Origin of the sequence: Butyricicoccus porcorum (assembly GCF_002157465.1) — a bacterium.
Classification (GTDB): domain Bacteria; phylum Bacillota; class Clostridia; order Oscillospirales; family Butyricicoccaceae; genus Butyricicoccus_A; species Butyricicoccus_A porcorum.
This window is the reverse complement of sequence record NZ_NHOC01000003.1, coordinates 1-14,504: the sequence shown is the minus strand read 5'-3', so window position 1 is coordinate 14,504 and position 14,504 is coordinate 1. Positions and strand designations below refer to the sequence as shown.

12 protein-coding genes and 2 pseudogenes are annotated in these 14,504 nt (G+C 45.5%); 8 read left to right on the top strand and 6 right to left on the bottom strand.

Annotation, left to right across the window (positions count from 1 at the left end; genetic code table 11):
* Nucleotides 1-149: 149 nt before the first annotated feature.
* Together CBW42_RS03535 and CBW42_RS03530 are read left to right on the top strand one after the other, a co-directional pair.
* Entirely contained in the window at nt 150-446 is a 297-nt protein-coding gene (locus CBW42_RS03535; RefSeq protein ID WP_087017840.1) for a transposase, read from the top strand.
* 11 nt (nt 447-457) lie between these two features.
* Nucleotides 458-1,354, top strand: a pseudogene (locus CBW42_RS03530) (IS3 family transposase); the annotation flags it as partial.
* Between the two features lie 13 nt (nt 1,355-1,367).
* Here the strand turns inward: CBW42_RS03530 and CBW42_RS03525 are convergent.
* Genes CBW42_RS03525 through CBW42_RS03510 form a run of 4 tightly spaced genes read right to left on the bottom strand, consistent with a single transcriptional unit; the run spans nt 1,368 to nt 3,584 of the window.
* On the bottom strand, nt 1,368-1,724 hold the full coding sequence (locus CBW42_RS03525; RefSeq protein ID WP_087017835.1) for a hypothetical protein: 357 nt from the start codon (nt 1,722-1,724) through the stop codon (nt 1,368-1,370).
* Complete coding sequence (locus CBW42_RS03520; RefSeq protein WP_133058248.1) at nt 1,721-2,569, bottom strand: hypothetical protein; 849 nt, start codon at nt 2,567-2,569, stop codon at nt 1,721-1,723. The genes CBW42_RS03525 and CBW42_RS03520 overlap by 4 nt, the downstream gene beginning before the upstream one ends.
* Before the next feature lie 29 nt (nt 2,570-2,598).
* Nucleotides 2,599-2,820, bottom strand: a complete 222-nt coding sequence (locus CBW42_RS03515) for a hypothetical protein (RefSeq protein ID WP_087017831.1) — start codon at nt 2,818-2,820, stop codon at nt 2,599-2,601.
* 23 nt (nt 2,821-2,843) lie between these two features.
* The gene (locus CBW42_RS03510; RefSeq protein ID WP_087017829.1) at nt 2,844-3,584 is read right to left on the bottom strand and encodes a hypothetical protein; all 741 of its coding nucleotides are present in this window, start codon (nt 3,582-3,584) and stop codon (nt 2,844-2,846) included.
* A gap of 120 nt (nt 3,585-3,704) precedes the next feature.
* Here CBW42_RS03510 and CBW42_RS03505 point away from each other — a divergent pair.
* From CBW42_RS03505 to CBW42_RS03490, 4 genes and pseudogenes are all read left to right on the top strand, one after another.
* Nucleotides 3,705-4,867 (top strand): IS3 family transposase gene (locus CBW42_RS03505; protein ID WP_087017827.1). Its coding sequence is split into 2 segments (ribosomal slippage): nt 3,705-3,960 and nt 3,960-4,867, totalling 1,164 coding nucleotides; the frame shifts between segments, so codons are not numbered across the junction.
* Nucleotides 4,868-4,986: 119 nt separating this feature from the next.
* Nucleotides 4,987-5,343 carry an integrase core domain-containing protein gene (locus CBW42_RS03500; protein WP_087017825.1) on the top strand — a complete coding sequence of 119 codons (357 nt, stop codon included), beginning with the start codon at nt 4,987-4,989 and terminating at the stop codon, nt 5,341-5,343.
* Nucleotides 5,344-5,460: 117 nt separating this feature from the next.
* A pseudogene (locus CBW42_RS03495) lies at nt 5,461-5,688 on the top strand (hydrolase); the annotation flags it as partial.
* Nucleotides 5,689-5,817: 129 nt separating this feature from the next.
* Nucleotides 5,818-6,459, top strand: a complete 642-nt coding sequence (locus CBW42_RS03490) for a superoxide dismutase (RefSeq protein ID WP_087017823.1) — start codon at nt 5,818-5,820, stop codon at nt 6,457-6,459.
* 141 nt (nt 6,460-6,600) lie between these two features.
* Here CBW42_RS03490 and CBW42_RS03485 read toward each other — a convergent pair whose 3' ends face one another.
* Together CBW42_RS03485 and CBW42_RS03480 are read right to left on the bottom strand one after the other, a co-directional pair.
* Complete coding sequence (locus CBW42_RS03485; protein ID WP_087017820.1) at nt 6,601-7,560, bottom strand: tRNA dihydrouridine synthase; 960 nt, start codon at nt 7,558-7,560, stop codon at nt 6,601-6,603.
* 27 nt (nt 7,561-7,587) lie between these two features.
* Nucleotides 7,588-8,424 carry a MurR/RpiR family transcriptional regulator gene (locus CBW42_RS03480; RefSeq protein ID WP_087017817.1) on the bottom strand — a complete coding sequence of 279 codons (837 nt, stop codon included), beginning with the start codon at nt 8,422-8,424 and terminating at the stop codon, nt 7,588-7,590.
* Nucleotides 8,425-8,648: 224 nt separating this feature from the next.
* On the opposite strand from CBW42_RS03480, the gene CBW42_RS03475 reads away from it, so the two are divergent.
* Both CBW42_RS03475 and CBW42_RS03470 read left to right on the top strand, forming a co-directional pair.
* Complete coding sequence (locus tag CBW42_RS03475; protein ID WP_165761037.1) at nt 8,649-10,034, top strand: MFS transporter; 1,386 nt, start codon at nt 8,649-8,651, stop codon at nt 10,032-10,034.
* Nucleotides 10,035-10,327: 293 nt separating this feature from the next.
* Nucleotides 10,328-13,888 (top strand): S-layer homology domain-containing protein, encoded by a 3,561-nt coding sequence (locus tag CBW42_RS03470; protein ID WP_087017813.1) that lies wholly within the window; start codon nt 10,328-10,330, stop codon nt 13,886-13,888.
* Nucleotides 13,889-14,504: the final 616 nt, after the last annotated feature.

Below are 14,504 nucleotides of genomic sequence, written 5' to 3'. Positions count from 1 at the left end.
AGCCATAAAACAGTCCGTCTGCATCAGACGCACGAATTGTAATATTGTCCGTATCAACCTCGACCTCATATTGGAGTGGTATCATTTAAGTAGAGTCGGAAAACTCACCAAACTATGATAGAATAAGAACAAAGGAACGGTGAGAAATCATGGCAAGAAGCTACGATAAAGATTTTAAAGAAGAAGCATTGAAGCTCTCAGATGAAATCGGAGCAAAGAAGGCGGCTGACCAGCTTGGAATCCCCTACAATACAGTCACAACCTGGCGAGGTAAGCGAAAGAAATACGGAGATCAGGCATTTGTAGGAAGTGGTCATAAACAACTGCCGGCAAGCGAGCAGGAACGAAGAATGCTTGAGCTGGAGAAGGAAGTCAAAGAGCTCCAACGAGCTAACGATATACTTCAGGAGGCTCTTGGTTTTTTCGCAGCGCGCCGAAAGAAGTAAAAGCACATGAGCGATACCGCTTTATCCACTCTATACAGACAGATTCAGATAAGGAGTGGAGTGTGGAACTATTATGCAGAATTCTTCATATAAGCGAATCTGGATATTATCGATATCTGAAGAATCTCAGTAAGCCGTCTAAGGACGCGCTTCTTTCGGCGGCAATAGACAGGATTATGAATGAATCCGATTATAATGACAATTACGGCGTGGAACGAATGCAGCTTGCCTTGGAGCAGAACGGATTCCACACAGGAAAACGTAGAATCAGGCGAATTATGCACGAAAAAGGTCTGATTCACGGCAGACCCAGACGTCCGCATGGTTTAACACGCGCTGCCACCGAAATTCAAGAGGAGGAAAATCTGATCAAGCAGGATTTTCGGGCTGATACCCCGTATCAAAAACTGCTGACAGATATCACGCAGATCGGCTGCCTGGACGGAAAACTCTATATTTCCCCGATTATGGATTGCTTTAACGGTGAGATTCTTTCTCTTCAGATGGATGACAATATGCGAAAAGAACTTTGTATCAATACACTCAAGGCAGTTGCCTGCCGGTATCCGGTTCGAGGCGCGACACTTCATAGCGATCGCGGAAGCCAGTATACCAGCGAGGCGTTCAAGAAAAAACTTTCTGAATATGGTATGCTGCAGAGCTTAAGCGGTGTGGCACACTGCTACGATAACGCCCGAATGGAGAGCTTCTTCGCAACTTTGAAGAAGGAACTGCTCTATAGAATTCCTACTTACCGAATGCCAATGGCGGAGGTTAAATCTATTATCTTTCGATATGTGTTTATCTACTATAATCGGAAGCGAGTATATACGTCGAATCCCTTAGGGCTTCCACCCGCTGTTTATAAGACACATTACCACAATATGTATCATTCATCTGCTGCTTAAAATTTGTGAGTTTTTAGACTGCACTTTTCTTGACAATTCCATATCCCTGTTCTGCAATTCCAAGCGCAGCATCCAAAATCAAAAGAATATCTCCGTCTTTCGCGTCGCTGCTTTCACCATATATGATCGGAAGAACAGAATTTGAAAGGCCCTCAGCCGCCAGTTCGGAATCAAAAAGCTGAATTTGTTTTGCCAAGTCCTCATTTTCCTTGGACGAGTCATCCGTTTTCACCCATAACAGTCGAGAATCATCCCGAAGCTGCCATTGTTTATCTGCTGCATAAGCACCAACCGGAATACCGACCGTGAATATCATCACGATCAACAGGATCATAGAAACCGGCCTATAAAGCCATTTTTGGTGTTTCATATCTCTTTCCTCTCTAAATATCCTAAAATATACTCTACGGCTTCAAGGTCAGGTGTGCACTCTAAAGACAGAAGCGGTGTTGTTTTCACGATCTGTTCTGTCAACTCGAGCAATCGGCAGTTATAGTTTTGATCCCATGGACATTTGACCAACTCACTGTAAACATTGAGATATGCATTACGCCCATGCAGAATTTCTGCACGATTTTCCTTCCCTTTTCTTAAAAAAATAATCGCTGCTAATGGTGCCCCCAAATTTTGATAAATTTCTGAGCTTCCCGCAACAGGACTTCCATATGCAACACATCCGGATGCACGAACCGCAATTAACGCTTTGTCGCCGTTGATTAGTTCTGCACCGCAATATTGTTTCCATAATGCCGCGTGAGTAGATTTTCCTCCACCGGACGGAGCTGAAAACAAGTATGTCTTCCCCCGATAGATCACAACGGATGCATGAAGAAATACTCTGTCGAATTGAAGCATCATCCGCTCTATGGCGAGATAATTCATAAGATTTCCGCTTTTGCAAAAAGTGTCAGCAAAACTTTCCGGAATAAAAATACGGCAGGGAGTATTCCCCCTGCCGTATTCTTTTTCGACCCTGTATATGTACTCATTTTCTTTCCAGTAATACCGTTGGATCAGGGCATCTTCTCGGAAACAGATATTCCCGGACATCGGTGTTCCCCCATAGCAATTGCTAAAATGACCGTCTCCAAAAGAAATATCAAGTACAATATCAGGCTTTTTCCCTTCCTCATTGCCCACCAGAAAAGGATGAAAGCAATGAGGAAGGGTCAGGTTTCGCGGTGACTCAATCCGCAGAAGCAATTCGGAAATCATCAGATGATACCGAAATGTCATAGTGATGATTAGGACAGGAATGCTGTCTGTACATTGCTGTGGTAGCAAATCGTATCGTCGCCCCAGTCAATCACATCTACGTTTCTCTGACAATTATGCTCGTCATTAAAATATCCAAGCCCAATCAATGAATTCATATCCTCTTTGTTCGCCATACAATTCGCCGCAATTGGAGAATCCAACTGAAGTTCCTCTACACAAATCATTGGTTTGCTGTACGGTTTCTTCATGTTTATCACCTTCTTTACTTTCTTTATTTAATTGTAATTGATACAGTTTCCTGATTCGCAGAAACAGCACCATCAGCATCCTTTACACGAACGGTGTACTCGAGCTTATCGCCCCTGCTGCCAGTAACCTTCCATGCAGCAGTAAATACGATATTACCCTTCTTGCTCTTCTTGGCTACCTTGGTAAATTCCACGAGATTTCCATCCGCATCCAGAACCTCAAGGGTTTCTGCCTCTTCAGAAGCAGTAACGGACAGCGTTGCAGTTTTGCCTGGTGACACCTTAGCAGACTTCAATTCTGCGGAGATAACATTCAGGTTCTCATTGACTGCCGGCTCATCTGCTTTCGGTTTGCGCAATGCGCTGTAAGCGCGTACCTGACGGAACAGGTCACCTTCTCCAGCATCTGCTGCTTTCTGAATTTCACTTTCTGCACTTGTCATCGTGTAACCGGCAATCTTCAAATTGGTCAATGCCAGTGTATTATTGAAGTTATCTCCGCCAGTAGTTCCGATCAGAACGAGATATCTGCCCTGCGTATCCCGCTGCAGCTTGCTGACGTCAATGGTATAATACTGCTCTGTTCCGCTCGCAACAGAATAAGAATTTGTATCTGTTGCGGAATCGACAGTTTCAGCATTACTGCCATAGACCAGAGGAACAGCGTCTGTGTTGTCAACTTCTGCTTTTCGATGCGCACCAATCTGAATTGTTCTCTTAGAGTCACCGACATTCTCATCCGGAGTCAGATAAAATGCAATCACAGCGGTAGAATCGGTTCCGTCAAGATATAACTCATTGTTCGGGCCAAACTTTAAATAATCATCTAAAGTTGTAACAGAAGCGGCTAACTAAGATATAATAATGTTACAAAGAAAAGAGGAATGATTATGCCGCAAAGTTATGAACCAGAATTCAGGAAGAAAATCGTGCGACTGCATTTAGAGGAAGGTCGAACGTATAAAAGTATCACTGCAGAATATGGTGTATCGAAAGCCAGCATCTCCAAGTGGTGTCGAGAATTCAGCGAAGAATGCCGAACAAAAGCCCAATCAAATCCAGAAGCTGGGAATGAGCTGGAACTAATGAAGGAAAATCTCCGTCTCCGGAGAGAATTAGAAGAAGCAAAGAAAGAGAATCTCTTCTTAAAAAAAGCAGCGGCATTCTTTGCAAAGGAGATCGATTAGAGGCTTATCGATTCATCGACCAATATAAGGACAAGTTTGGTGTCCGCTGGCTGCTCCGGCGGCTGGAACTGCATCCTAATGCTTATTATAACTACCGGAAACATCGGAAAGCGGATTACTATACCCGGAAAGCAGCGGTTCAGTCGCGGATTGAGGAAATATACCATGCCCACAATGGTGTGGACGGATACCGGAGCATGACGGTCTACCTGGAACGGCAAGGTTTTCATTATAGCCCTGCCACCATTCATAAATATATGAACACAGAGATGGGGCTTTTCTCCATTGTTAGCCCTAAAAAACCGGGATATGAGCATGGAAAACCACACAAGGTCTTTGAAAACAGGCTGAATCAGGATTTCCATGCCGACAGGATCAATCACAAATGGTGTACAGATTTTACATATCTGTTTTTAAAGAACCATGATGTGAGATACAATTGCAGTATCATTGATCTGTATGATCGAAGTGTGGTTGCCAGCATCACGGACCGGTACATTACCAGCGACCTGGCAATTCGCACTCTGAAAAAAGCATTGGAATCACAGCCGGCAATGAAGGGAGAATTGATTCTTCACAGCGACCAAGGATCACAGTATACATCCAAAACATTTGTTGAATTCTGTGAATCGGTACATGTGACACAGAGCATGAGCAAGGCCGGATATCCATACGACAATGCACCGATGGAGCGCTACTTCAATACATTGAAGAACGAATGTACCAACCTGTATGAATTTCAAACAGAGGAATCGCTCTATCAGGCAGTAGAGGAATTTGCTTATGTCCGCTACAATCATGTCCGTCCTCATAGTTCTAACGGTTACCGCACACCATATCAGACTCGAATCGCAAGGTAGATCAGGCGACAGAGCATGAAGCGCCTATGGCGGAATCTTGCAGCTCTAATTGACTCCAAGCAATTATCAATAATTTTTTTAGCCATAGATGTTACAAAAACGCTTGACCACAACACAGAATGGTTATCAGTGCCCTGAAAAAAGCTTTCAAAGTAGCAAAACCTCAAATCCTGAATTCAGATCAGGGTTGTCAGTTTACAAGTCAGCAATACATTGACTTTGTAAAGGAAAACGGCATCCGCCAGAGTATGGATGGAAAAAGTCGCTGGGCAGACAACATCATGATTGAGCGCTGGTTCCGCAGCTTCAAGTATGAGGAAGCCTATCTGACACAGTACAACAACATCAGGGAATCAAGAGTTGCTATCGGACAGTATATCCACATCTACAACTTTGAGCGGCGCCATTCTGCACTTGATTACCAAACACCGGCTGAATGCTACTATCCGGCAATGTTGATGCCATATGTAGCTTAGCATATATTGAATCTGGGGAGTGCTCCACTGTTCTCCCCATGTTTCTTGTAACTTGTCCACTATATCAGTTCATTATAAAAATCTTAGATTTTTGTCTTGACAACTGAGCCACTATAGTATGCAACCGATGAGCTAACCGGATTAATTGGTGCGGTTGCCATTATGCGTCCATCGAAAAGTGTACAGGATTTGGAAGCTAAATCCGTGAAGAAAAAATTTAAAAACAAAAAATTTGCGGCAGGATGTTCCAGAGAGGTGATTCAGCGCGGTGCAGAAATGCTGGGCTGGGATTTGGATGATCTGATCGAGAAAACCATCCTTGCAATGCGTACATGTGAAGAATAACAGATCATCAGCCTGTGCTTTCTGAAAAATGAGAGAGCACAGGCTTTATCTATTCCCTCTCTTCTGTGCTGAACCGCCCGCATGCGGAACGCATATGCTGAAAACGAATTGAGTTTCGGAGGGATATGTATGCAAAACGAATATTATCCATTTGTCAATCTTCCCCTGCCATATAAATATGATGCACTGGAACCATATATCGACACCAAAACCATGATGCTGCATCATGACCGTCATCTGCAAACATACATCGACAATCTGAACGCCATTCTGCGTACCCATCCCTGGCTGCAGCGGCTGTCACTTGAGCAATTAATTCAAAATGCATCCAGCCTGCCATATGACACGCAAAATATCCTGCGCAACAATGCAGGTGGTGTATACAACCACAGGTTTTATTTCGATGGATTGCAGCCATCAGCCGGGCAACAGCCTGTCGGCGCACTTGCAGCTGCCATAAATCGGGACTTTGGCAGTATAGAACAGTTCAAAAAGGATTTTCAGGCGGAAGCGCAGTCTGTCTTTGGTTCCGGTTATGCCTGGCTGGTTGGCACCTGCGATAAACTATATATCATCACTACACCAAACCAGAACAGCCCGATTGAGGCCGGACTATGTCCGATCCTGACTGTTGATGTATGGGAGCATGCATACTATCTCAAGTATTACAATCTGCGTGCAGATTACATCATCGACTGGTTCCACGTAGTCAACTGGGAACAGGCAGAACAGAACTATCAGTCATGTATCAAACCATGCCACAGAAACTGATGCGTCAATATATCTTTTTATGAAACAGGAGGTTAAAAAAGAACCAGCAGTAAAGCTGGTTCTGCCGACTCCTGTTTCTCGGGTCAGTCACTATATGTTCCACAAATGGCCTTTATTGTATACCGGCAAAATAATATCTATTTACTCTCCTGTATAAACCGATTCGTCCAGCAGCTCCCGCTCCGCAAACAGGCTGTCCACAGCTTTCTGATACGCCGATAACGTCCGTGCCTTGCGGATTTTTTTTGCATATGGTTCACCATCTGCAAACAGGCAAACCAAAAATACCCACAGTTCTTTCATCTTAAACAGCACATTACGTTGTCCGGACAGAATTTCCTGATAGCGTTCCAGCAATGTGTTATGGAACGCTATCAGTGTTTTGCTGTCCACAGGCTTCTCCCCTTCTGCCTGTGCCGCAAGACCGGGATTTGCCAGCAATCCCCTGCCTAGCATCACAGTCTGCACACTGGGAAACTGTGTCGTAAATTGTTGGATATCCTGTGTTGTGAACAAGTCCCCATTATAGCACACGGGCATGCTGGTGTTATCCGCCCCATAGGCGAACATCTCCCAGTTAGGCTTGTTTTTATAAAAATCCGTCTGTACCCGTGGATGAACAATCAATTCAGAAACCGGATACTGATTGAACAACTCCAACAGCGCCGGAAATTCCTCCGGTGTTTCCTTTCCGATTCTTGTTTTGATGGAGATCCGGATGGGGCATTGGGAAAAAATTTCATCCAGAAAACGCTCCAGCAGCGCTGTTTCTGCCAAAAAACCTGCACCCTTTTTCTTCGCCACCACCGTACCCGATGGGCAGCCCAGATTCAGATTTACCTCTGAATAGCCGTATTCTTTCAGCCGCTCTGCTGTAAGACGGAATGCAGCGGCATCATTGGTTAAAATCTGCGGCACCAGCCGGACATTGCTGTTATTCTCCGGCAAAATATCACGGATTTCTCCTGACCGAAGCCCTCCGTCATGTTTGGGGCTGAGAAATGGGGAAAACCAGGTATGTATCCCGCCAAAATATTCCTGGAAGGTATTTCGGAACACATAACCTGTGATTCCTTCCATTGGAGCAAAATAATAGTTCATCGTCAAATCCATCCTGCCTATCATTTTTTATGATAATCTAAAATCAGCCAATGCATCATTCATTTTTTGAATATTCTCCACCACCTGATTTTTCTGTCGGATAGACAGACTTACATAGAGGCTGTCCAGCAGTGTTACCTGTGCCACGCGGGGAGACACAAACAGCTGCAGCGGTGAATACAATTCCATGCAAATATCTGATACCCGTTTCACCGGTGTATCCGGATATCCCGTCATACTGATGGTTTTTGCTCCCCGGGAACGTGCCAGCTCCAGTGCTGTCACAATCTCACGGGTTTTACCCGTATGTGTAATGCCAAAAAATACCGTTTCCGGTCCCGCCTGGCTGGCAGCAATCTGCATCAAATGGGAATCCGTAAAGGCTTCTGCCTGAATGCCTACACGCATGAGGCGAATATAAAAATCGCTGGCAATAGAACCGGATGCTCCTACACCCAGAGCGACAATGCGTTTTGCCTGACTCATAAGGGCAGTTGCCTGTTCTACTTTTTCAAAATCAAGCAGATCCAGTGCCCGCTGCAGGGTGTCTATATTTCGTCCGAAAACATTTTTTGTAATAGAAGTAACGGTGTCTGTTTCAGATAAATCTTCAAAAATGGTATGTATGGATTGAGGCGCATATTTCGCCAGCAGCAGCTTCATTTCACTGAATCCGGAACAGTCAATCTGCTTGCAAAACCGAATGATACTGGATTCCGCAATGTCAAGCTCCCGTGCCATCTGCTGTATACTGATAGAACAGACCCGCTCCGGATTTTCCAGAATAAAATCAGCAATTCTCCGGCTCACTTTTGGGAAGCTTTCATATTTTGATTGAATTGCAGCATATGGATTACTTTTCATAAAAAACCCTCATTCATCTTGATGGATTTAGTATAACACACAGAAATAACATTGTACACACTGTACAAAATAAATAATATTCCTTTGTCTCAAACGAGAATTGAATTTTATTTGATGCAATGATAAACTACCAACAATGTATTGGTGGTCTGTTCCATCAGAAAAGAGAGCTTCTGCATGGTCTTATACCGGCAGAATGGTACATTGTGAAAGGAAGAACTACTGTGTCATCTGTACAAAACAAAAGTCCCGGTAATCAGAGAGAGTTTGAACCCATTCACCTGAAGGAGAAATTTTCCTATGGTCTGGGGGATGTAGCCTGCAATGTGGTATTCGCACTGACGACCTCATTGCTGTTTTATTTTTATACCAATGTTATCGGTATCGGTGTGGGGACCGTCGGTACCATTATGCTGATTTCCCGCTTTTTCGACGGCATTTCTGATGTTTTGATTGGTCATCTGGTGGATCGTACCCATTCCCGACACGGCAAATCCCGTGCCTGGATACTCTGGATGATGTTTCCATATGGCTTGTCCGCTATTTTGCTGTTTACTGTTCCGCCGGCATCTTCCATGGTCCGGATCATTTATGTCTTTATTACATATAATTTCTGTACCACAGTGGTATACACTTCCCTGAACCTTCCCTATGCAACGCTGGCAACACTGATGACACGAGATACTGACCAGCGCTCTGTTATCAATCTGTTCCGCACCGGTATGTCCGCCATCGGTAATCTGATTATCACTGCCATTACCTTTCCTCTGGTAACTCTGCTTGGCAATACCCAGCAGGCCTGGATTGAGGTGTCCATTGGCTATGCTGTTGTATCTATTGTTATGCTGTATGTGTGTTTTCATAACTGCCATGAACGAGTGAACAAAGAAACCAAAACCAGAGATGGAAAAAAGGTACCGCTTTGGATGGGGATCAAGCTATGTCTGTCCAATCCCTATTTCATTCTGTTCTTTTTCCTCACCGTCTTTCTTTCCTTTTATGAAGCGGTAACCGGAACCTGCAATGCATATTATGCCCAGTACATTCTGGGGAATCGTGACCTGTGCGGCGCGCTTTCCTCCTTTGAAAATATTCCTCAGGTAATTACGGTGCTGATTCTTGCCCCATTCCTCATTCGCTTCGGCAAACGGAATGTAGCGCTCATTGGTGCGGCAGCCGCAGTCATCGGTACGGTTTCCCTCTTTTTCAATCCAACCAGTATTTCATTGTCCTTGTTTGCCTGCGTGATGCGCGGTATCGGAAAGGGCTGTTTCCGGGGCGCCAAATATTCCATGCTTGCGGATATCATCGAATATGGTGCATGGAAAAGCGGCATCCGCGTGCAGGGACTGGTGGTTTCCGCTACCACTGCCGGACAGAAATTCGGTTCCGGTATCACTAACGCAGCATTCGGTGCATTGATGTCTATGGTTGGCTTTGCCGGAACTGCTGTTATCAATGCCACCCAATCCGCTATGCTCATTCGCATTTACATCATCGGTAATATTCTCGCCTGGGGTGGTATCTGTATCCTCCTGCTGTTTTACCGGCTGGACAAAATATATCCGCGTATTATCGCGGATATGCAGGCACGTGAGGCAGCGGAATAAAATACATACTACAGCCACCCGTTGTTCGGCTGATTCGGACAGCGGGTGGTTTCTTTTTGGGCACACTAGCCAATTTTTCCGGGTGTTTTTTATTCAATACAGAGTTTTATTCATTTTTATTTCATTTATTATTGAATTTTATTCCTTCACGTGGTAAGGTACAACCATAGCACGGACACAGTATGAACACAAAAAATGCACACACTGTTCCGTTTTAAAACAATTGCCAGGAAAGCAGGTGATGCTTGAGCAAGCTGTATCCCCATTTTATACCAAAGAAAGGAGAACAAACCATGAAAAAACTGTTAAAACGAATGCAGGCCATGTGTCTGGCACTGGTACTTGTTCTTGGTCTCGTACCGACTGCATTTGCAGCAGATGATGGCGCTCAGTTTAAAAACGGCCCGTATCTGCTCGCACCTAAAACCAACAGTATGGTCGTTGTATGGGAAAGCACAGAAAATGTAGCTGCAACGATTGCATACGGCACAGAACAGGATTCACTCTGCGATCCAATTACGGTGAATGTAGATGAGGACGCACCGGATTTCCAGGGTGCTAAAATGAACCTGTATCACTACAAACTGGATCATCTTCAGGCTGGAACCCGGTATTACTACGAGGTAAAGCTGGAAAATGGTGAAACCTGTCAGGCAAGCTTCCGTACTCTGAGTGAAAATCCCGATGAAATCCGCATGATTTCTCTGTCGGATTCCCATATCTTCGCAACCCGCAATGAACTGGACGCAGCGGTAAAGAATTTTAATCCGGATGTTATGCTGCATTGTGGTGATCTGGTAGAAGGCACCGGTGCACAGGCAGAACAGTTCAGTTTCTGGTTCCATGGCAAAGCTGCGGATGACTTCATTCACAGTTATCCGGTTGTTTATTCCAGCGGCAATCATGACCAGGGTGGTATCTATTTTGACACCTATGTTTATTCCATTCAGGATGCGGAATATGGTGCATCGGTGGAGGGTGACAGCTCCTTCAACTATGCAGGTATCCACATCATCACCATGAACAGTAACCCCTGGGGACTGTTCCAGATGAATTCTGAAGCCACCGGTCAGCAGGCTGACGAGGCAACCCTCAAAACCATTGAGAATGCCATGAGCTGGCTGAAAGCTGATCTGGAAACAGATGCAGCAAAAAATGCGGATTTCCGTATGATCATGATGCATCATCCGGTATCTGATGCATATACCAAGCGGTATATTCCGGATGTCATTGAACCGGGCAATGTAGATCTGATGATTTCCGGTCATACCCACAGCTATGCACGTGCTGTATCCAGCAATCCGGAAGTCGGCGCAGGTACCGTTTATCTGACCCATCAGGATGCACGCACCTACAACAAGAAGGGTGATTTCTTCTACATCACCAGCACACCGGGCAGCGGTGTTATGAAGGTTGTAAACTATGGTGCTACCGGCGAAGGTGCAAATTCCGTAGCAGCCAATGAAACACTGATCGCAAAGGACAAGCAGCAGCTGTCCTGGTCGGATATTTCCATTCAGCCGGATGAAGTGCAGTACAATGGTAAGGTTACCATTTCCGCTACCGTAACCAATACAGGCAAGGGCCTGGCTGCCGCTGTGATTCCGGTTGACGACAATGGAACGATCCGGTATCTCTATCACTTTGACGACGGTATCGTCACGCTGGATCCAGGTAAATCCGCGACACTGACCGGTACTCTGAGAATGGAATCTCTGGGTAAGCATACTCTGAAGATTGCTGACCAGAGCACAGATGTAAATGTAACCTATCGTCCTGCTACCTTCGATTTCACCAACATCCGCACCAAACAGGGCGATCAGGATGTCAGTGATACCAACAGCAATGTACTGCATATTAAAGCTGATGTTGTCAATATCGGCAATGATGCAGGCAGCGATGTAGCTGAGTTTAAAGTAAACGGCAAAACCGTTGACAGCAAGCGGTATACTCTGCAGTCCGGCGAAACAAAGGTAGCAGAATTCTCCTATACCTTTGACAAGGCCGGCGAATATGAGGTTACCATCGGCAATGCAGAGCCTCAGACCATTTATGTGGAAGGCTCCATTCAGGGCATGCCGGTTGTCAAGGATAAATCCGGCAGCGGCAATGATGCATATATTCATGGCCAGCCGGAATTTGGCACAGATGACAACGGAAAGCAGACCCTGATTCTGGATGGCAAGCGTGATTATATTGAAATCCCGGATAACGGCGGCTATACCCCGGAGGATGCAATGACCGGTATGGTATGGGCAAATCTGCCCAGCGCCGGCACCACCAAGGGCGGTGTATCTGAGCTGACCGAACAGTACGAGGATCTGGATGGCAAGGGTGCTATTCCGGACCATAACCCGCTGATGGTCAAGGGCATTGGTCTTGGCTGGGGCACACCGTATATGTTCCGTATGGCAGTCCGTGAAACCGGCAAGGTAACCTATGGTGTATGTCTGCTGGATGACAATGGTGAATTCAGCTGGAATGACGGCAGTGATGCTTCTTATGGTATCAAGAAGGATCAGTGGGTACAGTACACCAGTGCATTTGATTTTGAAACCGGCGGCGATTCCTATGAGAATGAGCTGCACAGCGCACACGTAGACAAGCCTGCATTTACCGCACCCATCAAAACCTGGGACGGTGAACCCATGTATATTGGTCTTGGCTTTAAGAATACCCTGCAGACCAATCGCAACCGCGGCATGTATCACACCATGCTGCCGGGTGCTGTATCTCAGGTACGTTTTTACACCTCCAAGCTTTCTGAAGAGGAAGTAACCAATGTACGCGCGAATCCCACAGAGAGTGGTGCTTCGGCTGACAGCCTGAAAATCTGGCTTGATTTCGAGAGCGACAATATCGAAACCACTGGTACCCATACAACCGAATGGGTTGAAGCAACTGCTGCTCCCTCCGCTCTTGCATATGATACAGCATTTGCAGGCAATGCTTCCATCACTGCCCTGATTCAGACCTCCGATGACGGTAAAACCATCAAGGAAGAAAAGAAGGTCGAACTGAAAAACGGTTCCAACACGGTCGCACTGACCGGCATGGGCAATGCCAAGTATGTCCGCATTGTATCTACCTTTGTATCCGATCTGAACAGTGAAGAATCCAGTGTTCCGGTACTGAATTCCTACACACTGACCGCAGGTACACAAAAGACCTGGAATACACTGGTTGACTGGAACAAGGGCACCTTCGCCGGTGCTGCTGGTCATCAGGACAGCACCGTTTACCGCAATTATGCCAAGGACTTTGACAATTACGGCACGGTTGGTGATGGTGCAGCTGAGGATACACAGTTTACCGATATTGAAAACCATTGGGCAAAGAACTACATCAACTATGTCACTGCAAAGAAGCTGTTTGCAGGTACTTCTACAACGACCTTCTCTCCGGAATTGGGTATGACCCGCGGCATGTTCGTCACCGTTCTGTCCAATCTGGCACAGATCGACAAGACCCAGTATGCAGGCTCCAGCAAATTCGTGGATGTTTCCAAGGATGCATACTATGCGCCATGTGTCAACTGGGCAGTGAAAAACGGCATTGTTTCCGGCATTGATGCCAAGCATTTTGCACCGGAGAAGCTGATTACCCGTGAGCAGGCAGCCGTCATGCTGAGCAACTATCTGAGCTACGCAAAGATCACACTGCCTACTGACAACAGCAAGCCGCTGTTTGCTGACAGTGCTTCGATTTCGAGCTATGCAGTTGATGCAGTTCGATTGATGCAGGAGACCGGTTTGATGGTTGGTATGGGAGACAATCGCTTTGAGCCGCGTGGTATCAGCACACGTGCACAGATTGCAACTCTGATGTATTCCTTCTATACGAAGGTTGCATGATCTGCATTCTGCAGCCAATTGTCACTGTAACAGTATAACGATGAAAGCCCGTCGGAGAATCTCTTCTCCGGCGGGCTGATTGTTGTAATGAAAATACCTTTCAGAACGGGAATGAACCTATGAGCCGCGGTTCACTTTTTTACTCATACGGATAGTATACAATAATTTATCTATCCCTGGAAGGCGGATTCTTCGGCTGATTGTGTCAGATCTGTAGAGATCAAAAATCCAGCTTGCCGCCGATCAATCAATTTGCAATTTTTACTCACCACTCCGGAACTGCTGTTATGTATCTTATGTTATAACATAAAAATGAGACGATAACAATGTTCCGCCAGCCTTGCCCTGCGTACCGGTCTCACTTTAATTAAACTGTGTCAATGAATCGTCTGGTATTGATTGGAAGAATGTGTGGAATTGTCAAGAAAAGTGCAGTCTAAAAACTCACAAATTTTAAGCAGCAGATGAATGATACATATTGTGGTAATGTGTCTTATAAACAGCGGGTGGAAGCCCTAAGGGATTCGACGTATATACTCGCTTCCGATTATAGTAGATAAACACATATCGAAAGATAATAGATTTAACCTCCGCCATTGGCATTCGGTAAGTAGGA